This window comes from Kitasatospora sp. NPDC048722, from assembly GCF_040650235.1.
Lineage (GTDB): Bacteria > Actinomycetota > Actinomycetes > Streptomycetales > Streptomycetaceae > Kitasatospora.
This window is the reverse complement of sequence record NZ_JBEZGX010000015.1, coordinates 27,474-48,914: the sequence shown is the minus strand read 5'-3', so window position 1 is coordinate 48,914 and position 21,441 is coordinate 27,474. Positions and strand designations below refer to the sequence as shown.

Below are 21,441 nucleotides of genomic sequence, written 5' to 3'. Positions count from 1 at the left end.
GGACGCCGGTCAGCCGAAGACCTTCACCTCGGCGACGTGGCCGTGGTACCTGCCGTCGCTGACATCCTTCGTCAGGGCGGTCAGCCAGAGCAAGAGGTAACGCGTGGTGACCGGTGTGCCGAGGTTGTAGGAGACGTTGGTGCCGCTCTGCTTGTCGAGGACGGTGAAGGCGTCCGGCTTCGCGTCCATGGGGTTGGTGGCGCCGGCCGGGGGCACGCGGAGTTCCGCGGTCTGCTCGCCGCCCGAGAACTGGACGGTCACGGAGGAGACCGTCTGCACGGAGCCGAGGTCGATCATCAGCCCGGTGCCCGCCTTGAGGGCGGGCTTCGCGGGGCCGAACTGGTCGACGTACCAGCCGGTGTCCCAGGAGGTGCGCGGATCGCCGTCGTAGGCGTTGGCGAGGGTGTCCTTGCCCTCGGGCTCCCCGGGGGTGCGCCCGAGGGGGTTGTACGACTGGGCTTCCCTGATCTGGATCGGCACGGGCGGGTGCGTGGCCGCGTGCGCGCTCGGTGCGGCGGTGCTGATCGACGGCTGGGGGGCCGCGACGGCCGAGCCGTTGTTGCGCAGATGGTCGACGGCCTGCCAGGAGGCGACGCCGATGGCGCCCAGGGCGACCGTCCAGGCCGTCGCCTTGACCACCCGGCGCAGCCGCCGCCGGGTGCGCCGGACGGCGGACGGACGGGGACGGGCCTGGGGCGGCAGCGGCGGCACGACGGGACCGTCGATGACCCGGGTCGGGTTGGGCGCGGTCGGCAGGGAGTGCGTGTTGTGCCGGGGCGGAGGGGTGAAGACGGGCAGCTCGGGCTCGGGCTGGCGGATGCGGGGCATCAGCGCGATCGCCTTGGCCAGCTCCTCCGGCGTGGTGATCGGCTCGGCGTGGTGCGGCGGGTGGTCGAACAGGGCGCGCGCGGCGAGCTCGGACAGGCCCTTGTGGACGCCGGCCCTGACCTGGTCGGGGGCGGCGTTCTGGATGCCCTTCGGCAGTCCCTGGAGGTCGTAGCGGTCCTCCGGGTAGGGCCAGCGGTGGGTGAGCGCCGCGAAGAGCAGGGCGCCGATGGCGCGGGTGTCGGCGCGCTCGGCGTCGTCGGTGTCGCCCTCGGCGGGCAGCCCGCGCAGGGCGGCGTCCACCGCGATGCCGTTGATCCGGTACTGGCCGCTGTCGGTGCGCAGCACGCAGCGCGGGGTGAGCCGCAGGTGCGCCTGGCCGCGTCGGTGCGCGGCGGCGACCGCGTCGGTCACCTGGCGGACCATCTGGTACGCCTCGTGCGGTTCCATCGGGCCGTCGGCGAGCAGCTTGGCGAGGTCGGAGGCGTGCGGCAGCCACTCCCGCACGACGTAGACCAGCTCGCCCTCCTGGACGGCGTCCAGGACCTGGACGAAGCGAGGGTCGCCGAGCAGGGCGGCGGACTTGGCGGCGGCGAGCACCTTGCGGGCCCGCTGGTGGCCGGAGGCCATCAGGTGGACGCCGACGGCCCGGCGCAGCTTCTCGTCGACGGCGCGCCAGCTGCTGAAGGTCTCGGTGTGGGAGATGCACTCCTCCAGCCGGTACCGGTGGCCGATCTTGTCGCCGCTGTGCCGCAGCGGGGCGGGGAGGGTGCGGGGGAGGGTGGAGGTGTCGCGCGGGTCGAGGGTGGGCTGCGGATCGGTGGGCGCGCGGCGGGGGGCGCCGTTGGCCGGCTGCGGAGCCCCGGCCGGTTTCTTCGCCTTGCCCCCGGCGGCGAGTTCGGCGGCGATCTCGTCGACCGAGAGCGGCGCGGTGATCTCCGAGGTCTCCTCACCGACCGAGGTCTCCTCACCGGCCGAGGTCTCCTCGTCGACCGAGGTGCCGTCGGCGGGAGAGCCGGAGCCGGTGGTGGCCGCCGGGCCGTCCGGGGCGGAGGTGCCGGATGAGGGGGCGTCGTCGCCCGTGGCGGTCTTCGCGCCCGCGAGCTCGTCGATCGCCGCAGCCAGTGCGGCGTCGTCCGCCGCCGCGTCAGCTGCTGACGTGTCGACGACCGCCTTGGTGCCATCAGCCACCGTGGTCCTGCCTCCCCTTGTGTCGCCCCGGCTGAGAGAGTCGCTGGAGCCCGCGGGTTGGCGGCCCTGTGCTCCAGGACAATTGTGCCCACTCTTCTCCACCGGGTACGACCGCTGAGGGGGCCGCTCGGTTGCCCGGAGGTGGAGAGATGTGGTGCAGAACCGACACCGGGCCGCCACCTGCGGGGCCGGGCGGGCCCGGTGCGGTGACGGCCCGGTGCCGGGCCGGACCGGTTCGTGAGCCGATCCTCACGGTTGACGCCCGCTCAGGGAGTCGGCCGGTCCGGCCGGTTGGTGCGTCGGGTCAGCGGCCGAGCCGGCCGCGCACCATGCCGAGCATGGCGTTGAGCTCCTCGATCCGGAGCCTTTTCGCGATGAGCACGAAAACGGCCAGCTGGAGGCCGCCCGCCACGACGACGGAGGCGACGCTGCCCGGCCAGCCGCCGAGCGCGCGCTGGACCGCCAGGCTGACGCCGAGCCCGACCAGGGCGGCCGGGACGCACGCGGCGGCCAGGCGGCTGTAGGTCCGGCCGATGCTCTTGGTGTCCAGCCCGCCGATCTTCTTCTTCAGCTTCGGCACCGCGACCGTCACCCCGACGGCGTAGGCGAGGCCGTAGCCGAAGGCCATGCCGGTCACCGTCCACTGCGGCGGCAGGGCGAACCAGCAGATCAGCGAGAAGCCGGCCTGGCAGGCCGCCACCCAGACGGTGTTGGAGAACGGCGTCCGGGTGTCCTCGTAGGCGTAGAAGCCGCGCAGCATGACGTACTGCGCCGAGTACGGGATCAGGCCGAGCGCGAACGCGGACAGCATCAGGCCGACGTTGGTCGCGTTGTTCAGGGAGGCGGTGCCGCCGCCGACCGCGTAGATCGAGCGGCCGATCGCCGGGCCGAGGGCCAGGAACAGGAACGCGGCCGGGACGACCGCCACCGCGGTGGTGCGCAGCCCGTACGAGAGGTCGTCGCGGACGGCACCGGCGTCGTCGTCGGCCGCCGCCCGGGAGAGCCGGGGGAGCACCGCGCTCATCATCGAGACGGTGATGACGGCCTGCGGCAGCTGCCAGATCAGCAGCGCGTTGGAGAACGCGGCGAGGCCGACGCCGCCGTGGCCGCCGTGCTCGGCGGCGCTGCCGGCCGCGGTGGCCAGCTGGGTGATGACGAGGTAGCCGGCCTGGTTGGCGAGGACGAAGAAGAACGTCCACTTGGCGAGGCGGGCGGCCTTGCCGAGGCCGTGGCCGCGCCAGTCGAAGCGCGGACGGAAGTGGAAGTCGGCCGCCCGCAGGTACGGGATCATCGCCAGCGACTGGACGACCAGGCCGATCAGTGTGCCGAGGCCGAGCAGCCGCACGCCCTCGGGGGTGATGTTCTCCGGCGTCACCTGGGTGGAGTTGAAGCCCCCGTAGACCCAGATGTAGGCGGCGAAGGTGAAGATCACCACGATGTTGTTGAGGACCGGGGTCCACATCATCGCGCCGAACCGGCCGCGTGCGTTGAGGATCTGGCCCATCACCACGTGGATGCCCATGAAGAAGATGGTGGGCAGGCAGTACCGGGCCAGTGCGACGGTGGTCTCGGCGCGGGCCGCGTTCTCCATCATCGGGTGCGCGATCAGCTGGACCAGGATCGGCGCCCCGAGCACGGCCAGGAACACCACACCGCCGAGGCCGACCATCACCAGGGTGAGCAGCCGGCTGGCGTAGGCGGTGCCGCCGTCCTCGTCGTTCTTCATGCTGCGGACCAGCTGCGGCACGAAGACGGCGTTCAGCGCGCCGCCGCCGATCAGGATGTACAGCAGGGTCGGCAGGGTGTTCGCCGCGTTGTAGGAGTCACCCATGACGGCGATGCCGATCGCGCCCGCGATCACCATCGTGCGCAGGAAGCCGGTGCCGCGGGAGACCAGCGTGCCGGCCGCCATGATCGCGCTGGAGTTCAGCAGGCTCGCGACCTTGCCGCCGCCGGCCGCCGGGGCGGACTCCGCGGGCGGCGCCTGCACGGCGTGCTCCTCGGCGGTGAGGTCCTCCAGCGGCTCGACCGCGGGCGGCAGCGCCACCGCGGCCACCTGCATGGTGGCCTCCTCCTCCGAGAGCGGCGGGTCGAACTCGATCGGGGGCACGAACGGGCGCGGCCCGTCGCCGCGGCCATCCTGCGCCGGGTACCCGCCTGCGGGCGGGAACGGCCCGGGGCCGGACGGCACGGGGGCGACCGGCGGCACGGGCGCGGGCCGGGGCGCCTGCGGCGGGGGCGCGGTCTCCGCCCGGCCACCGCCGAACAGCGCGTCCACGCCGACGTACTCGGTGGTCTCGGAGTCCCACCGGGAGTGCGCGGGGCCGGGCTCCCACTGCTGCTGCGGCTGCTCCGCGGCACCCCACTGACCGTCGGCCGCCGGGGCCTCCTCGCGGGGCTCCCGCCAGCCGACCGGGGTGTCCCACCCGGGCTGCACGGGCGGGACCGGCGGCACGAACGGCGTCGCCGGGACCGGCGCGGGGTAGCCGCCGGCCTGCGGCGGCAGCTGCGGCGGCACGTCGTACGCGGCGGCCTGCGGCTGTGGTGCTGCGGGCCCGGCGGCCCGGAGGCCGTACGGGTCCTGGCCGTCCTGCGGCCCCCCGTACGCGTCGGCCGCGTACGGGTCCTGGGCGTAGGTGTCGGCCACGTACCAGTCGCCGGACGGCGACTCGGCACCCGGCCGGTTCTCACCGCGGCCCGGCGGCCGCTCCTCGCTGCGCCCGGTCATGTCACCTCTTCGCGTTCGTGGGGGAGGCCGGCCCGGTCGGGTGCGGGGTCGGCGGTATCAAGGACCAACCTTCTCATCACTGGAGGTCCGATCCCGGCCATCGGCGCTGCTGCCGCGCGGTGTCTGCGCGGGATCGTCACCGGCGGGGCCGTCCCCGTCGGCGTGGTCCTCGTCGGTACGGTCCCCGCGGCCCCGCTCGTCGGCGTCGTCCGCGTCGTCGGCGTCGTCGGCGTCCTCGGGTTCCCCGGTCGGGCCGTCCGCCCCGGCCTCGCCGATCGGCTGGTCGCCGTCCTCGTGCGGCTGCCCGGCCCGCCGCTTGCGCTGGCGGAAGAACCGCAGGGCGGCCAGCAGGAGCAGCAGCACCCCGCCCGCGAAGACGTACAGCACCCCGTTGGTCACCGAGGTGACTTCCACCTGGAAGTTCTGCGGCAGGCCGTACGGGCGCGGGTTGGGTCCGGTGGTGAAGAGCTGGGCGGTCATCTGGACCGGGCCGTTGTTGCGGGCCTGGGCCTGGAACCGCACGGTGACGCCCTGCGCGGCCGGGATGACCAGGTCCTCCTGCGGGGCGACCCACAGCCGGTTCTGCTGGTGCGAGACGAGGTGCAGGCTCAGGTTGGTGACCGTCTGGGTGAGGTCGTTGCGGACGCTGACCTGGAGCTGGCCGGTGTTCCCGGCGAGGGTGACGACCGTCTTCTTGGGCACCTGCACCGCGCCGGTCAGCTCGCCGAGGTACCTCTTCACACCGTCGCGGTACGCGCCTCCCCCGGGCGCGTCGGAGCGCCACTCGGTGGACAGCGAACGGACCATGGCCGCGCTGAACGGGCCGCGCACGCGCTGCGGCAGGGTGAGCACCTGCATCAGGGTGTCGAGGTCGTACTGGACGCTGTCGGTGTTGCTGAGGTCGGCGGCCGACAGCTCGGAGGAGCGGGCCTTGGCCGGGTAGTCGGCGGCGGCCGGGACGGCGGTGGCGGCGCCGGAGTCGGGCGCGGCCTGCGCCACGGCGTCCAGCTTGACCGGCTCGACCCACTTGCCGCTCGCCGCCGTCTGGAGGGCGCTCGCCAGCACCTTGGCGGTGCTCACGGTCAGGTCGCGCGGCGGCAGGACCAGCAGGCCGCGCTGGTTCTGCGGCTGCTCGTGGGTGATCGCGTAGGTCTCGGCGAGGAAGCGCTGGGCCGCCAGGGTCTGCGCCTGCGGAGTGCCGAGGTCGCCGTCGAACAGGGAGGAGACGGTCTCGTCCGCCACGACGGCGTTCTGGCCGTTGCCGACCGGGCGCACCGCGGTCGGCGTGTGGTTGAGCGCGTCCGGCTCCGGCATGCTCGCGCCGTTCACCAGCAGGAGGTCGCTGCCCGCCTGCTTGGCGACGCCGGCGATCTGCTGGTCCAGGTAGCCCTGGTAGGGCCAGGCGACGTCGGAGCGGGTGTCCACGGACAGCCGGCCCTCGACGGTCAGCCGGCCTGCGGTGGCGGCCTTGTTCAGGGCGGTGCCCATGCCGCCCAGGTCGGCGCCGTTGTGGGCGATCGAGGCGACGTCCGGATCGGCGTACGGCAGCGCCACGACCTGGTTGCCGGGCTTGGCGACGGCGGCCCGCAGCTTCTCCAGCCAGGCCGTCGCGGCCGCCTGTCCGGTGCCGTTGACGACGTTGTCGTCCTTGGCCGGCTTGCCGTTCTTCTCGGTGCCCGGCTTCTGGACCTTGTACCCCTTGGTCATCGCGAACGCGGTGTCCAGCAGGTCCGGGTCGATCGTCCAGGTCAGGCCGGTCAGCTTCGAGCCGGTGTCCACCAGCTCGTACAGCCGGCCGCCGGGGGCGAACTCGGTCGCCAGGCTGTCGTCGCGCAGCACCGAGAGCGTCTGCTCGCCCTCGGTGACGGTCTGTGCGGCCAGCTCCGGCCCGTGCACCAGCGGCCAGACCGTGGCGACCCTGGTCGGCTGGGCGTCGGCGTTCGAGCTGTACGTCAGGAAGGTGCGGGCGATGCCCAGCGCCCGCTCGTGCTGGTTGTCCGCGGTCGAGCCCCAGGCGTCCACCGCGAGCTCGTAGACGCCGTCGCCGTTCAGCGAGAGGTCGTTGACCGCGACACCGAGGGTGTACGCCTGGCTCTGGCCGGGGGCGAGCTCGGGCAGCGCGTACTGCGGGCTGTCCAGCTCTATGCCGTCCGCGCCGAGCGGTGCGGTGCGGGCGACCACGTTCTGCAGCTCGCTGCGCCGCTGCAGCGGCTTGCCCAGCGACGGCTTGCGGACGGCCGCGTGGGCGCCCTTGAGCACCGACTTGCCGCCGTTGGTCACGTGCCCGGTGATCGTCACCGTGCCGTTGGGGCTGGCCACCTGCGGGGCCACCGTGTCGATCGTCATGATCACCGGTGACTCGGCCGAGACCGCCCCGTCCGTGGCCGGTACGTTGCCGCCGGCCGGCAGTGCGCCGGCCGGGGCGGCCGCGACCACCGCCAGCGCGGCTCCCAGGGCGGCCGCGAGCCGCCGGGCCGTGCGGCGGCCGGGGCGCCGCCCGTCGGCGGGATCCCCGGGCCGTCCAGGCCGTCCGTACGCCCCCAGGCCCGAGTGCCGTGCCGGCTCACTCACTCGTTTCGCCCTCGCCGTTCTCGCTCGCTCGCTGCTGCTGTTGCTGTTCGCTTGACGCTGTTCGCCGCTCGGTGCCGCGACCGCCGCCGCGGGCCGAGAGGATCAGCCGTGCGAAGCAGCCGGGTGGGGCGGCCGTGAAGAGTGCGGCCTCCGGTCGCCCGGCCGGCCGTGGTGGCACGCGGCACCGCAATCCCCTGTCCGGTGCCCGAGAACTCGTTCACCGGCATGGTAACGATGCGGCACCGGGTGCGGTGTTGCGGGTCTTGGGGTGAGACGCCGAAAACGCGCGGGCGGTTGACCTGCGCGGGCACGTACCCTTGTGAGCCGTGTCCACTGCCAATGAGCCCACCGCCCTCACCCATCCTTCCAGCACCGCCACCCAGGTCGTACCAGGCCTGAGCGAGGCCCAGACCCTGGGCCTCCAAGAGCTGCTGCGGGTGTCGCCGGTCGCCGACGAGATCGCCCGCCGCTTCCAGGCGGCCGGGCACCGGCTGGCGCTGGTCGGCGGCTCCGTGCGGGACGCGCTCCTCGGCCGGCTCGGCAACGACCTGGACTTCACCACCGACGCCCGACCCCAGCAGGTCCTCAAGCTCGTGAAGGGCTGGGCGGACGCGGTCTGGGACGTCGGCATCGCCTTCGGCACGGTCGGCGCCCGCAAGGACACCCCGCAGGGCTCGTTCCTGATCGAGATCACCACCTACCGGTCCGAGGCCTACGACCGCACCTCCCGCAAGCCCGAGGTCACCTACGGCGACACCATCGAGCAGGACCTGGTCCGCCGCGACTTCACCGTCAACGCGATGGCCGTCGACCTGCCCGGGCGCGGCTTCGTCGACCCGCACCACGGCCTGGACGACCTGGAGGCCCGGGTGCTGCGCACCCCCGCCACCCCCGAGGAGTCCTTCTCCGACGACCCGCTGCGGATGATGCGCGCCGCCCGCTTCGCCGCCCAGCTCGACTTCGACCCGGCCCCCGAGGTCGTCGCCGCGATGACGGCGATGGCCGAGCGGATCACCATCGTCTCGGCCGAGCGGGTCCAGGCCGAGCTCAACAAGCTGCTGCTGGCCGCCCACCCGGTGAAGGGCCTGCGCCTGCTGGTCGACACCGGCCTGGCCGGGCACGTCCTGCCCGAGCTGCCCGCGCTGCGCCTGGAGCGCGACGAGCACCACCGGCACAAGGACGTCTACGAGCACTCGCTGACCGTCCTGGAACAGGCCATCGACCTGGAGCAGGACGGCCCCGACCTGACCCTGCGGCTGGCCGCGCTGCTGCACGACATCGGCAAGCCGCGCACCCGTCGCTTCGAGTCCGACGGCCGGGTCTCCTTCCACCACCACGAGGTGGTCGGCGCCAAGATGACCCGCAAGCGGATGCGCGAGCTCAAGTACTCCAAGGAGCTCACCGAGGACGTCTCGCGCCTGGTCGAGCTGCACCTGCGCTTCCACGGCTACGGCGGCGGCGAGTGGACCGACTCCGCGGTGCGCCGCTACGTCGCCGACGCCGGGCCGCTGCTGGAGCGCCTGCACAAGCTGACCCGCTCCGACTGCACCACCCGCAACCGCAAGAAGGCGGCGACGCTGTCGCGCACCTACGACGGCCTGGAGCAGCGGATCGGCGAGCTGAAGGCCCAGGAGGAGCTGGACGCCATCCGCCCGGCGCTGGACGGCAACCAGATCATGGAGCTGCTCGGCCTCCGGCCGGGACCGCAGGTCGGCAAGGCCTACAAGCACATGCTCGAACTCCGGCTGGAGCACGGTCCGATGGAGCACGACGAGGCGGTGGCGGCCCTCCGCGCCTGGTGGGCGGAGCAGCCGCAGGGCTGAGCGAACGCGTGAGGGGCGGTCCCGGGGTGCCGGGACCGCCCCTCACGCGTGCCCGATCAGGTGTGGATCGACTGCAGGCACAGGACGTAGCTCAGCGCTGGCATCCCGGTGTTCGTGCGGACGTAGTTGCTGTCGGACTTCGGCTGCGCCTCGCAGACCTTCTCGTCCGAGGTGGCCAGGTACTTCCAGAGCACCTTGTACTGGGCACGCTGGTCGGTGCACGGCAGCATGGTGATCCGGGGGGTCGGATCGTACGTCGCCCCGGTGCCGTTCTCGTTGCGCAGGCAGTCGCCGACCTTGGCGGAGTCGATGCTCGCCGGCGCCGGGACCGGGGCCTGCGGCTTGCCGGAGGTGTCCGGCGGCAGCGAGAAGGTCGGCGTGGGGACCGGCGGGAGGCTGAAGCTCGGCATCGGCGGCACCGACACGGTGGGCATGACGATCGGGTGGGGCACGTACGGGTCGTTCTTGGGGACGAACGCGCCCGTGGCGATCAGCGCGATCACCGTGATGATCCAGCCGACCGGCAGCAGCAGCATGAACACGTGCGGGCGCTTGGACAGCGGGACGCCCGGGTCGAGCTGCGGACCGTGGGTGCCCGGGGCGGGCGGCGGCAGCTGCTTGAGCTTGTTGTGCGGGCCCAGGTTGAGCAGCAGCGTGATGATCGTCATCGGCGCGCCGAGGTAGCTCCACCAGCCCTGGACCAGGGTCTTCGCGGACATGTCGCGCACGGTGGCGTCGCCGCAGACGCGGCAGAACGGCCCCCGCAGCTTCAGGAACCGCATGATCACGATGATGCCCTGGTGGCCGCGGACGGTGGCCTCCACGGCGGGGAAGCCGCCGCAGAAGCGGCAGACCGGGCCCTGCGGGACGGCGCCGCCCGGGTAGCCGTAGCCGTACGCCGACGGGTCGGGCGCGGGCGCGGCGGGCGGGTAGCCGTAGTTCATCGGCGGCGGGGGCGGGGCGGGCTGGCCGTACGGGTTGCCGCCGGCGTACGGGTTGGCGTCGTTCGGCGGCGGGGCGCCGTAGGGCATCTGGGGAGGCGGAACGGACAAGGGGTCCCCCGGGGAAACGGTGACGGACAAGTCGGACGGCCGGACGGGAAACCCGGCCGGAGGTCAGGAGGCGCCGACCGGCGCGGTGCCGGCGGGCTTCAGCGGGCCGAGGCAGAGCACGTACCGCTTCTTGTTCCAGCGGCGGCCGCTCTTGCCGGAGACGGCGCTGGTGGACTGCGGCGTCTGCCGACAGCGGTTGGTGTCGGTGGTGTCCTCGAACTTCGACAGGACTCGGTAATTCGCCTTGCTGTCAGTGCACTTGACGATCTCGACGTCGCGGGTGCCGCTCACCCGGACGCAGTCGCCCGGCTTGGCGCTGCTGACGCTCGGGCCGCTGAAGAGGTAGCCGCCGCCCACCACGGCGGCGGCGATCAGCACGCCGACGGCCTTCAGCTTCGAGCGGGCGGTGCGCTTGCCGCCCGGCGCACCGGCGGCCGGGGCGGGCTGTGGGTGGCCGTACGGCCCGGCGGGCGGGTACGGCTGCGCCGGCTGCGGGGGCCCGCCGAACGGCTGCTGCGGAGCCCCGTACGCGGGCGGCGGCGGCCCGTACCCCGGCGGGCCGGGCTGGGCGGGCACCTGCGGGGGCGGCGGACCGTACGGCTGCGCCCCGTACCCCGGCGGCGGACCGTACTGGGGGGCCTGCGGGGGCGGCCCGTACTGAGGTGGAGGCCCGTAGGGGCCGGGTGGTGTGCTCATCAGGTAGTCCCCCGTGACCGAGTGCTGTCGCTCCGACAGGTCTGACGTACCTTAGCGACCCTCTCCGACGCTCCCGGTTTCGAGCCCCCCGCGAAACCTCAGGAGGCCCGGTCACCGGGCAGCGGCCCGTGGCGCCGGGCCGCGCGGAAGTACAGGAGCGCAGACAGCGCGTACACCGCAGCCACCCCGACGACGACCGCCACCGACCGCCCGGACAGTGGCAGCACCAGCGCGGTGACGGCAGCGGCGGCCACGAACGCGACGTTGAACAGCACGTCGTAGATGGCGAACACCCGGCCTCGGTAGTCGTCCTCGACGGACTCCTGGACCACGGTGTCCGCGCAGATCTTGGTGCCCTGGGTGACCACCCCGAGCAGCAGCGCGGCCACCAGGCACGGCACCAGCGAGAAGCTCAGTCCGAGCGCCGGGACGAACAGCACCGGCGCGACCAGGCAGGCCGTCATCCAGCCGGCCAGGCCGAGCCGGCGGGAGCACCACGGGCTGACCACCGCGGCGATGAAGAACCCGGCGGCGGACAGGCCGACCGCCTGGCCGAGGGTGACCAGCCCGGCCGCGCTGTCAGCCGGGTCGTTGAAGGTGTACCGGGCGAGCATCACCACGACGACGATCAGCACGCCGTAGCAGAACCGGGCGGCGGTGACGGCGGCCAGCGCGTGCACGGCGGGCCGGCAGTCGCGCACCAGGTGGCGGACGGCGGCGCCGAGGTCGACCGCGGCCCGGACGAGGGCCTGGCCGAGCGCCGGGCGCTCGCCGTGGCGCTCGGGGCCGAGCAGGTCGCGGTCCATCCGGCGGGCGGCCAGCGCGGCCGACAGGTACAGCAGTGCGGCCACCGTGACCAGCGCGGCGTCGGCCTTCGGCCCGGGCGTCATCACCTGGTGCAGCAGGAAGCCGATGCCCCCGCCGAGGGCGGCGGCGACGGTGCCGAGGGTGGGGGAGAGCGCGTTGGCGGTGACCAGCTGGTCCTGCCGCACCACCCGGGGCAGCGCGGCGGAGAGCCCCGCCAGGATGAACCGGTTGAGCGCCGTGACCAGCAGGGCCGAGGCGAAGAAGAGCCAGGTCGGCGCCTTGGCCAGGAGCAGCGCCCCGGTCACCAGGCCGAGCCCGAAGCGGGCCAGGTTGCCGACGTAGAGCACCTGGCGGCGGCGCCAGCGGTCCAGCAGGACGCCGGCGAACGGGCCGATCACCGAGAACGGCAGCAGCATCACGGCCAGCACCGAGGCGATGTCGGCGGGGGACGACTGCTTCTCCGGGGAGAACACGACGTAGGCGGCCAGCGAGACCTGGAAGACGCCGTCCGAGAGCTGGGAGAGCACCCGGGCGGTCAGCAGTCTGCGGAAGTCCCGGCCCCGGAGCAGCTGGAGGAGCGTGGCGCGCTGCGCGGACTGGTGGGTGCTGCCGTTCTCGGTGATCGCCACCCGCCCAGGGTGCCACGGAACCGGTCGCCGTTTCACGTGAAACATTCGCCGGAAAACGGTGAAGGGCCCACGATCTCGCGATCGTGGGCCCTTCCGAGGAGCTATGAGCGGTTATGAGCCGTCACACCCGAGCGAGCCGAGAGCTCAGTGCCCAGCGCTCAGCGTTCGACAGTCGCGAACCTCGCTGCGCTCAGCGCTCGACCTCGCCGCGGATGAACTTCTCGACGTTCTCCTTGGCCTCGTCGTCGAAGTACTGCACCGGCGGCGACTTCATGAAGTACGAGGACGCGGACAGGATCGGGCCGCCGATGCCGCGGTCCTTGGCGATCTTGGCGGCGCGCACGGCGTCGATGATGACGCCGGCGGAGTTCGGGGAGTCCCAGACCTCGAGCTTGTACTCCAGGTTCAGCGGGACGTCGCCGAACGCGCGGCCCTCGAGGCGGACGTACGCCCACTTGCGGTCGTCCAGCCAGGCCACGTAGTCCGAGGGACCGATGTGGACGTTCTTGGCGCCCAGCTCGCGGTCGCGGATCTGCGAGGTGACGGCCTGGGTCTTGGAGATCTTCTTCGACTCCAGGCGCTCGCGCTCCAGCATGTTCTTGAAGTCCATGTTGCCGCCGACGTTCAGCTGCATGGTGCGCTCGAGGATGACACCGCGGTCCTCGAACAGCTTCGCCATCACGCGGTGCGTGATGGTGGCGCCGACCTGGGACTTGATGTCGTCACCGACGATCGGCACGCCGGCCTCGGTGAACTTGTCCGCCCACTCCTTGGTGCCCGCGATGAACACCGGCAGGGCGTTCACGAAGGCGACCTTGGCGTCGATGGCGCACTGGGCGTAGAACTTCGCCGCCTGCTCGGAACCGACGGGCAGGTAGCAGACCAGGACGTCGACCTGCTGGTCCTTGAGGACCTGGACGACGTCGACCGGCGCCTCGTCGGACTCCTCGATGGTCTCCAGGTAGTACTTGCCCAGGCCGTCGAGGGTGTGGCCGCGCTGCACGGTGACGCCGGTCGGCGGCACGTCGCAGATCTTGATGGTGTTGTTCTCGCTGTTGCCGATGGCGTCGGCCAGGTCGAAGCCGACCTTCTTGGCGTCGACGTCGAACGCGGCGACGAACTCCACGTCACGGACGTGGTAGTCACCGAACTGGACGTGCATCAGCCCGGGGACCTTGCCGGCCGGGTCGGCGTCCTTGTAGTACTCGACACCCTGCACCAGCGACGCGGCGCAGTTGCCCACGCCCACGATGGCTACGCGAACCGAACCCATTCCGGTTGCTCCCTGTGATCTCATGAGGGCCGCCGAGGTCGGCGGCACTCGTCCTGCTTCTTCGAATGACTGCTTGTACGGGCGCGAGGCGCCCACTCCTGCCGCGTGGCTGACGCGGGCTCAGCGCTCCTGGGCGGAGCGCCCCGGGCGGTCGTACGGTGGCCCGGACGGGTCGGGGGACCCGGTCTCCTGGCCACGGCCGTCCGAAGTCTTGGGGTGTCCGGCGGCGGGGTTGCCGCCGGTGGCGGGTCCGGTCCGGCCGGTGCGGTTGGCCCGCTCGGTCTCGATCAGCTCGTTGAGCCACCGGACCTCGCGCTCCACCGACTCCAGTCCGTGCCGCTGCAGCTCGATGGTGTAGTCGTCGAACCGCTCGCGGGCCCGGGCCAGCGAGTTGCGCATCCGCTCCAGGCGCTCCTCCAGCCGGCTGCGCCGGCCTTCCAGGACGCGCATCCGCACGGCCCGGTCGGTCTGGCCGAAGAACGCGAAGTGGACGCCGAAGTGCTCGTCCTCCCAGGCGTCGGGGCCGGAGTCGGCGAGCAGCTCCTCGAAGCGCTGCTTGCCCTCGGGGGAGAGCCGGTAGACGATCTTGGACCGCTTGCCGTTGAGCGCCGTGGCCGGGACGTACTCGACGTCCGGGTTGTCCTCGACCAGGAAACCCTGGGCGACCAGGCTCTTCAGGCAGGGGTAGAGCGTTCCGTAGGAGAGGGCCCGGAACGTTCCGAGCAGGATGTTGAGCCGCTTGCGCAGCTCGTAGCCGTGCATCGGGGCGTCGTGGAGCAGGCCGAGAACGGCGAACTCCAGCACTCCTGAGCGCCTGCCCATGCCGTCGTCCTCCTTCCCTTCGACCGGTGTCCGGCCGCCGTCTCCGGCGGTATGCCGCTTCGATGTATCGGCTCGATATATCGAGAACAGTAAACCTGGCCCTCCGAACGGGCAAGGGGGGCACGCGTGAATGTGATCACAAGCCGACGCGCGGGGATGGTTGGCAACGGGCGTGTAATGATCTGCTGCCCTTTTGCGGTATTTGGCGGCTGATGCCCGATTAGGTGCATTTCAGGTCTGCGTACGCTGTCGCGTGTGCACGAGGACCACCTCCGGGGTTAGGGCGGTTGGCGGGCATCGAACGTGAACCCTGCCTTCAGGCTGGAACCGCCTGGCGAGGAGTGGCTGGAACATGAGCGAACGACGGCGGAGGACGCCGGGCCCGGGTGACGAGGGCCAACGGCCCCCGGGTGACGGAGCCCGCCGGGGCGGGCCCGGACCGGACGAACTGAGCTCGCAGGGGCTGGGCCGGCGTCGCCCCCCGGGCGTTCGGGACACCGCTCAGCAGCCTCGGATGACCAGAGCTGAGATGCGCAAGGCCGGGCAGAAGAAGGGCAAGGGCGGCCAGGGCGCCGCTGCCGCGGCCTCCGCCGCGGCGGCCGGGCCCGGCAAGAAGCGGTTCATCGACTACCCGCGCTTCGGCAAGACCGGCGTCCGGCGCTGGCTGCCGTCGTGGAAGCAGTGGCTGAGCGGCTTCCTGCTCGTCTTCGGTTGCTTCGTGGGCCTGGTGTTCTACCTGTACCAGACCACCGAGGTCCCGAAACTCAACGACCTGGTGAAGGACCAGAACACCATCTACTACTGGGCCGACGGCTCGGAGATGGTGCGCAAGGGCGAGACGAACCGTCAGATCGTCGAGCTCAAGGACATCAGCCCCAACCTGCAGAACGCCGTCATCGCCGCGGAGAACCAGGACTTCCGCAACGACAACGGCATCGACCCGAAGGGCATGCTCCGCGCCGTCTACAACATGGCGAGGGGAGGCGAGACCCAGGGCGCCTCGACGATCACCCAGCAGTACGTGAAGAACGCCTACCTGAGCCAGGAGCAGACCCTCAGCCGCAAGCTGAAGGAGTTCTTCATCACGCTGAAGCTCAACCAGCAGATCGGGAAGGATGAGATCCTCACGGGCTACCTGAACACCAGCTGGTTCGGTCGCGGCGCGAACGGCGCCCAGGCCGCCGCCCAGGCGTACTACGGAGTGGACGCCAAGGACCTCAACCTCTGCCAGAGCGCCATGCTGGCGGGCCTGCTCAAGGGCGCGGCGTACTACGACCCCACCGTCCCGGCCAACAAGGATCGGGCCGAGGGGCGGTGGTCGTGGATCCTCGACAACATGGTGAAGATCAAGGCCGTCACCCCGGAGGAGCGTGCCAAGTGCACGGCGTTCCCGGTCCCGATCCAGCGCAAGACCTCCTCGAACATGAACGGCGAGATCAGCTACCTGGTCGACACCGCCAACCGGTACGTCACCAGCAAGGACCCCTCGATCACCCAGCAGGTGATCGACAAGGGCGGTCTGAAGATCTACACGACCTTCGAGAAGGACAAGGTCGACGCCCTGAAGAAGGCCGTCGACGACGTCAAGGCCGCGACGCTCGACCCGCAGAAGCGTCCCGACAACGACAAGTTCATCCAGTTCGGCTCCGCCAGCATCCGGCCCGGTGACGGCGCGCTCGTCGCGATCTACGGCGGTGACGGCGTGGAGAACGGTCACTTCGACAACAACGCCGAGGCCACCGGCGTCCAGGTCGGCTCGACCTTCAAGCCCTTCGTGCTGGCCACCGCGATGCAGGTCGGCGTCCAGACCGCGAAGGACGACAGCGGCAAGCCGAAGCGGATCAACGCCGACAGCCGCTACCTCGCCGACGACCTGTCCGAGATCCGCAAGCCGGACGGCTCGCTGGTGATCGGCGACGACGGCAAGCCCTACCGGCAGAAGAACGAGGACTCCAGCAAGCACGGCTACGTCTCGCTGCGGCAGGCCATGCAGTTCTCGTACAACGTGCCGTTCGTCCAGCTGAACCAGGATGTCGGCGGCCAGAACGTGGCCGACATGGCCGTGCAGATGGGCATCAAGAAGGAGAGCCTGGCCGACCCGAAGACCCCGACCTTCCCGCTCGGCACCTCGACCATCAGCCCGATCCGGATGGCCACCGCCTACGGGACGCTCGCCGCCAGCGGCAAGGAGGCCGAGCCCTACTCGGTCACCAAGGTCGAGGTGAACGGCGTGGAGCGGACCGGCTTCACCAAGCCCCAGCTCAAGCAGGCGCTGGAGGCGCCCGTCGCCGACAACGTCACCGACGTGCTGGTGAACGTGGCGAAGAACGGTACCGGTACGAAGAGCAAGGACCTGGGCCGCCCCGTCGCGGGCAAGACCGGTACCACCGACCAGAACAAGTCGGCCTGGTGGGTCGGCTACACCCCGCAGCTGGTCACCAGCGTCGCGATGTGGCGCGAGGACCCGAACAACCACGTGCGGCTCTCGCTCAACGGCACCGGCGGCAAGGAGTCGATCCACGGTGGTGACATCCCGACCGACATCTTCACCCGGTACATGAAGGTCGCGCTGGCGAACGAGAAGAAGCTGGACTTCCCGGCGCCGACCGCGATCGGCAGCGAGGTCGACTCCTCGGGCGCTCCGGTCTCGCCGACCGCCACGCCCACGCCGACCGTGACCGACACCCCGTCGGCGCCGGCCACCCAGCCGCCGACCGGCAACCAGCCCCCGTCGAACGGCGGCCAGCCGCAGCCCCCGCAGCCCACCCAGGGCGGCGCCTGCGTCCCGGGCGTCGACTGTCCCGGTCCGCAGCCGACCCAGCCGCCCAAGACCCACCCCGGTCCGTCGAGCTCCTGCCTGCTGGGCCTGTGCCCGACGCAGCAGCCCTCGCCGACGCCGACGGACAGCACCCCGCCGCCGACCAAGCCGGGCAAGATCACCCCGTCGGCGCCGCCCGCAGGCGGTTAGCCGGAACCGGCCGGACGGCCGGACGGCCGGACAGGCGGACAAGCGGTGAAACGGCGGTGGCGGCCCTCCACGGAGGGCCGCCACCGCCGTTTCGTCATGATTCGCCACGGCCCGGGCGGCCCCGCCGTGGGGGCCTCCTCGTCCCGGCGGGGCCGGTGCGGCAGGATGTCCGGCATGACGTCGAGCGCACCTGACGAATCCGCCGGCCTGACCGGGCCCAGCGACGCCGTCGGGCCTGCCCCGGCGCCCGCCGCCGTCGCCGGGCCGCCGGCCAACACGGTGGTGGTCCCGGCCGACGAGGACCCGGTGGCGGCGGCCGGCAGCGAGTTCTTCGGCGGCCCGCCCGGCCGCCGGGCGCTGCTGGGCGTCTCGTGGTGGATCCCGGTGCGCGTCCTGGCGCTCGCCGTCATCGTCATCTCGGTGCTCGGCATGGTGCAGAAGGCGCCCTGCTACAGCCACGCGTGGTTCCAGGCGGGCTCGCCGCAGTACATCCACGCCTGCTACAGCGACATCCCGCACCTGTTCGCCGGACGCGGCTTCGCCGCCGGGCTGCACCCGTACGTCGACCGCATCCCGGGCTCCTCGGGGGACCTCCAGTACCTGGAGTACCCGGTGCTGACCGGTCTGTTCATGCAGATCGCGGCCTGGCTGACGCCGGGCGGCGGCACCCAGCAGGACCAGGAGCAGTGGTTCTGGGCGATCAACGCGGGCCTGCTGATGGCCTGCGCGGTGGTCGCCGCGGTGGCGCTCTCGCGCACCCACCGGCGCCGCCCGTGGGACGCGATGCTGTTCGCGCTCGCGCCCGTCCTGCTGCTCAACGGCACCGTCAACTGGGACCTGCTCGCCGTCGCGCTGGCCGCCGTCGCGATGGCCTGGTGGGCGGGCTCCCGGCCGTTCTGGGCCGGCGTGTTCATCGGCCTCGCCACCGCCGCCAAGCTCTACCCGCTGCTGCTCCTCGGCCCGCTGCTGGTGCTGTGCTGGCGGGCCGGCAAGTGGCGCGAGTTCCGCGCGGCGCTGGGCGGCGCGCTCGGCGCCTGGCTGCTGGTCAACCTGCCGATCATGATCGCCAACTGGCAGGGCTGGTCGACCTTCTACGTCTTCAGCAACCACCGCGCCGAGGACTACGGCTCGTTCTGGCTGATCGTCATGCAGAACCGCGGGACCGGGCTGGAGCACCTCAACTCCTACATCGCGGTGCTCATGGTGCTGGGCTGCGCGGCCATAGCGTGGCTGGGCCTCTCGGCGCCCCGCCGCCCGCGCTTCGCGCAGCTGGCCTTCCTGGTCGTCGCCCTGTTCATCGTGGCCAACAAGGTCTACTCGCCGCAGTACTCGCTCTGGCTGCTGCCGCTCGCGGTGCTGGCCCGGCCGCGCTGGCGGGACTTCCTGGTCTGGCAGGCCTGCGAGGTGCTCTACACCCTGGGCATCTGGTCTCACCTGGGCTTCGTCACCGGGACCAAGCAGCACGGCATCGGCGAGGCCTGGTACCACTTCGCGATCGTGCTGCACCTGCTGGGCACGCTCTACCTGGTCGCGCTGGTGGTCCGCGACGTCCTGCTGCCGGACCGCGACCCGGTGCGCTGGGACGGGAGTGACGACCCGTCCGGCGGGGTGCTCGACCGGGCCCCCGACGCGGTCGTGATCGGGGCCGCCCGCCGCCTGCGGGAGGACGAGAGCTACGCGGAGTACGCGGCGGCCGGCCCCGGGCAGTGGCTGGACGAGCCGGAACTGCCGGAGCCGGCCGAGAAGGGCTAGCGGAGGGCTGGTGGGAGGGGCCTCCGGGGGGGCCTCAGCGGTCCACGACGCGGTCGAAGTGCGTCGTGGTGTGCCGGACCTGGAGGCCGAGCTCGTCGCCGATCACCGGCGGCTTGGTCTCGCCGTCCAGGAACAGCAGCGAGACCTGCATGTGCGGCGGCTCGGCGAACCAGAGCTGCTTGCCGGCCCAGTGGAACGGCGACTTGGTCTTGTTGACGGTCGCCAGACCGGCCCGCGCGATGCCCTTGGCCCGCGCGCCCATGCTCGCCACGTACTTGGGGGCCTCCAGACCGATGCCGTGCGCGGTGCCGCCGGCGACCACGACGATGTGGCCGTCGGAGGGCGCCGGGTGCTGGCGGTAGCCGTAGCGGTCGCCCTTCTTCACCGGGGTGACGTCCAGGACCGTGGCCCGGACCTCCAGCGCGCCGTGGTCGCCCAGCCAGAGCCGGGTGCCGATCCGGGCGCGGAAGACGGTGCCCGGGTAGCGCTGGGCCAGCTGGTCCATGCCGGCCGAGCCGAGGTGGCTCACGAACACGGTGTGCACCGGGATCCCGGCCGCCCGGGCGGTGTCCACCCAGTACGCGACCTCCTCGACCGGGCTGGAGCCGTCCGGCCGGTCCATCGGCAGGTGCAGTGCGAGGCCCTCGAAGGAGACGCCCTCCAGCTCGGCGGCCACCGCCGGCAGGTCGGCCGCGCTCACGCCGTGCCGGCGCATGGTGGTCATGCACTCCACGACCACCCGGGCGCCGTGCAGCGCGCGCAGCGCGTCCACGCTCGCCACCGTCCGGATCACCCGGGCGTGCGGCAGCGGGAGCACCTCCTCGCCGACCCGGTAGGGGGTGAGCACCAGCAGCTCGCCGCCGTACCACTCGGCGGCGTCGGCTGCCTCGTACGCGGTGCCGACGGCCAGCACCCCGGTGCCGAGCAGCGTCGCCTCCTCGGCCAGCCGGTGGTTGCCCAGGCCGTAGCCGTTCCCCTTGGCGACCGGCACCAGGCCGGGGAACTCGGCGAGGACGGAGCGCTGGTGGGCGCGCCAGCGTTCGGTTTCGAGGTAGAGCGACAGCGTCATCGGGTCAGCCTCCTCAGCGGCGGGACATGTAGAGGTCGAGGGCCTTGTGCAGCAGCTTGTTGAGCGGGAAGTCCCACTCGCCGAGGTACTCGGCCGCCTGCCCGCCGGTGCCGACCTTGAACTGGATCAGGCCGAACAGGTGGTCGTTCTCGTCCAGGGTGTCGCTGATGCCGCGCAGGTCGTACACGCCGCCGCCCAGCGCGTAGGCGTCGCGCATCATCCGCCACTGGATGGCGTTGGACGGCTTGACCTCGCGCTTGTGGTTGGCCGAGGCGCCGTAGGAGTACCAGACGTGCTCGCCGACCACGAGCATCGTGGTCGCGGCCAGCGGCTCGCCCTCGTGGTAGGCGATGTAGAGGCGCATCCGGTTCTGGTCCTCGGCGGTGAGGGCCTTCCACATGCGCTGGAAGTAGGACAGCGGGCGCGGGGTGAACTTGTCGCGCTCGGCCGTCACCAGGTAGAGCTGGTGGAAGATCGGCAGCTCGTCGTAGCCGCCCTGGTACACCTCGACGCCGCTCTTCTCGGCCTTCTTGATGTTGCGGCGCCAGAGCTGGTTGAAGTTCTTGTGGATGTCGTCCAGCGAGCGGTTGGCCAGCGGCACCTGGAAGACGTAGCGCGGCTGGACGTCGCCGAAGCCGGCGCCGCCGTCCTCGCCCTGCAGCCAGCCGGCCTTGCGCAGCCGGTCGGCCACCTCGAAGGCGCGCGCCTCGTACCAGTCGGCCTCGACGTCGCGCAGGCGCTTGGCCTGCTTGGCGGCGATGGCCTCCTTGATGGTGGGGGCGTTCCAGCGGCGGATGACGATCGGCGGGCCCATCTTCACCGAGAACGCGCCCTGCGACTTGAGGTGGGCGAGCATCGGGGAGAGCCAGCGGTCGAGGTCGCGGTCGAACCAGTCGATGACCGGACCCTCGGGCAGGTAGGCCAGGTAGCGCTTGACCTTGGGCAGCTGCCGGTAGAGCACCAGGCCGGCGCCGACGAGCTGGTTGCCCTCGTCGAACCAGCCGATCGACTCCGAGCGCCACTCGGCCTTCACGTCGCCCCAGGACGGCACCTGCATGTGGCTGGCCGAGGCGCGGCTCCTGATGAAGGCGAGGTGCTCCTCGCGGGTGATCGTCCTCAGGCGCAGGCTCATGCTCGGTGCTCCTCGTCGGTCGGGCTGTGGCGGCCCCGGGTTCTCGGGGTGACCTTATCGTCCAGCGGCACCGGCGCCCGTGGGCGCGGGCGTGACGGCGCCC

The 21,441-nt window shown here is 72.0% G+C and carries 13 protein-coding genes; 3 read left to right on the top strand and 10 right to left on the bottom strand.

Annotation, left to right across the window (positions count from 1 at the left end; all coding sequences use genetic code 11):
• Nucleotides 1-9: 9 nt before the first annotated feature.
• From AB0C76_RS13850 to AB0C76_RS13840, 3 genes are all read right to left on the bottom strand, one after another.
• Nucleotides 10-2,016 (bottom strand): serine/threonine protein kinase, encoded by a 2,007-nt coding sequence (locus AB0C76_RS13850; RefSeq protein ID WP_359964138.1) that lies wholly within the window; start codon nt 2,014-2,016, stop codon nt 10-12.
• A gap of 304 nt (nt 2,017-2,320) precedes the next feature.
• Nucleotides 2,321-4,744 carry a murein biosynthesis integral membrane protein MurJ gene (gene murJ / locus AB0C76_RS13845; RefSeq protein ID WP_359964136.1) on the bottom strand — a complete coding sequence of 808 codons (2,424 nt, stop codon included), beginning with the start codon at nt 4,742-4,744 and terminating at the stop codon, nt 2,321-2,323.
• Nucleotides 4,745-4,801: 57 nt separating this feature from the next.
• Nucleotides 4,802-7,315 carry a DUF6049 family protein gene (locus tag AB0C76_RS13840; protein ID WP_359964134.1) on the bottom strand — a complete coding sequence of 838 codons (2,514 nt, stop codon included), beginning with the start codon at nt 7,313-7,315 and terminating at the stop codon, nt 4,802-4,804.
• 395 nt (nt 7,316-7,710) lie between these two features.
• Between AB0C76_RS13840 and AB0C76_RS13835 the strand changes: the two genes are divergently transcribed.
• The gene (locus tag AB0C76_RS13835; protein ID WP_359964272.1) at nt 7,711-9,138 is read left to right on the top strand and encodes a CCA tRNA nucleotidyltransferase; all 1,428 of its coding nucleotides are present in this window, start codon (nt 7,711-7,713) and stop codon (nt 9,136-9,138) included.
• Nucleotides 9,139-9,194: 56 nt separating this feature from the next.
• Here AB0C76_RS13835 and AB0C76_RS13830 read toward each other — a convergent pair whose 3' ends face one another.
• The 5 genes from AB0C76_RS13830 to AB0C76_RS13810 all read right to left on the bottom strand — a co-directional run bounded on the left by AB0C76_RS13830 (nt 9,195) and on the right by AB0C76_RS13810 (nt 14,417).
• A complete protein-coding gene (locus AB0C76_RS13830) occupies nt 9,195-10,169 on the bottom strand; it encodes a hypothetical protein (RefSeq protein ID WP_359964132.1) in 975 nt (324 codons plus the stop codon).
• An 84-nt stretch (nt 10,170-10,253) separates the two neighbouring features.
• The gene (locus AB0C76_RS13825; protein WP_359964130.1) at nt 10,254-10,886 is read right to left on the bottom strand and encodes a hypothetical protein; all 633 of its coding nucleotides are present in this window, start codon (nt 10,884-10,886) and stop codon (nt 10,254-10,256) included.
• 98 nt (nt 10,887-10,984) lie between these two features.
• Nucleotides 10,985-12,322, bottom strand: a complete 1,338-nt coding sequence (locus AB0C76_RS13820; protein ID WP_359964128.1) for an MFS transporter — start codon at nt 12,320-12,322, stop codon at nt 10,985-10,987.
• Between the two features lie 190 nt (nt 12,323-12,512).
• A complete protein-coding gene (locus AB0C76_RS13815) occupies nt 12,513-13,595 on the bottom strand; it encodes an inositol-3-phosphate synthase (RefSeq protein WP_359964126.1) in 1,083 nt (360 codons plus the stop codon).
• A gap of 120 nt (nt 13,596-13,715) precedes the next feature.
• Nucleotides 13,716-14,417: a PadR family transcriptional regulator gene (locus AB0C76_RS13810; RefSeq protein WP_359964124.1), complete on the bottom strand. Its 702-nt coding sequence runs from the start codon at nt 14,415-14,417 to the stop codon at nt 13,716-13,718.
• Between the two features lie 514 nt (nt 14,418-14,931).
• Here AB0C76_RS13810 and AB0C76_RS13805 point away from each other — a divergent pair.
• Together AB0C76_RS13805 and AB0C76_RS13800 are read left to right on the top strand one after the other, a co-directional pair.
• Complete coding sequence (locus AB0C76_RS13805; RefSeq protein ID WP_359964122.1) at nt 14,932-17,385, top strand: transglycosylase domain-containing protein; 2,454 nt, start codon at nt 14,932-14,934, stop codon at nt 17,383-17,385.
• A 174-nt stretch (nt 17,386-17,559) separates the two neighbouring features.
• Nucleotides 17,560-19,137: a glycosyltransferase 87 family protein gene (locus AB0C76_RS13800; RefSeq protein WP_359964120.1), complete on the top strand. Its 1,578-nt coding sequence runs from the start codon at nt 17,560-17,562 to the stop codon at nt 19,135-19,137.
• A gap of 34 nt (nt 19,138-19,171) precedes the next feature.
• On the opposite strand, the gene AB0C76_RS13795 is transcribed toward AB0C76_RS13800, so the two are convergent.
• Nucleotides 19,172-20,206, bottom strand: coding sequence for an alanine racemase (locus tag AB0C76_RS13795; protein ID WP_359964118.1), 1,035 nt, complete (start codon nt 20,204-20,206; stop codon nt 19,172-19,174).
• 13 nt (nt 20,207-20,219) lie between these two features.
• The gene (locus tag AB0C76_RS13790) at nt 20,220-21,338 is read right to left on the bottom strand and encodes a peptidoglycan bridge formation glycyltransferase FemA/FemB family protein (protein WP_359964116.1); all 1,119 of its coding nucleotides are present in this window, start codon (nt 21,336-21,338) and stop codon (nt 20,220-20,222) included.
• Nucleotides 21,339-21,441 lie beyond the last annotated feature (103 nt).

Bases quoted from the DNA above. Each gene is read 5' to 3' on its own strand.
- AB0C76_RS13830 (WP_359964132.1), bottom strand. From the start codon at position 10,169: ATGCCCTACGGCGCCCCGCCGCCGAACGACGCCAACCCGTACGCCGGC.
- AB0C76_RS13815 (WP_359964126.1), bottom strand. From the start codon at position 13,595: ATGGGTTCGGTTCGCGTAGCCATCGTGGGCGTGGGCAACTGCGCCGCG.
- AB0C76_RS13790 (WP_359964116.1), bottom strand. From the start codon at position 21,338: ATGAGCCTGCGCCTGAGGACGATCACCCGCGAGGAGCACCTCGCCTTC.
- AB0C76_RS13810 (WP_359964124.1), bottom strand. From the start codon at position 14,417: ATGGGCAGGCGCTCAGGAGTGCTGGAGTTCGCCGTTCTCGGCCTGCTC.
- AB0C76_RS13805 (WP_359964122.1), top strand. From the start codon at position 14,932: ATGACCAGAGCTGAGATGCGCAAGGCCGGGCAGAAGAAGGGCAAGGGC.
- murJ (WP_359964136.1), bottom strand. From the start codon at position 4,744: ATGACCGGGCGCAGCGAGGAGCGGCCGCCGGGCCGCGGTGAGAACCGG.
- AB0C76_RS13795 (WP_359964118.1), bottom strand. From the start codon at position 20,206: ATGACGCTGTCGCTCTACCTCGAAACCGAACGCTGGCGCGCCCACCAG.
- AB0C76_RS13825 (WP_359964130.1), bottom strand. From the start codon at position 10,886: ATGAGCACACCACCCGGCCCCTACGGGCCTCCACCTCAGTACGGGCCG.
- AB0C76_RS13800 (WP_359964120.1), top strand. From the start codon at position 17,560: ATGACGTCGAGCGCACCTGACGAATCCGCCGGCCTGACCGGGCCCAGC.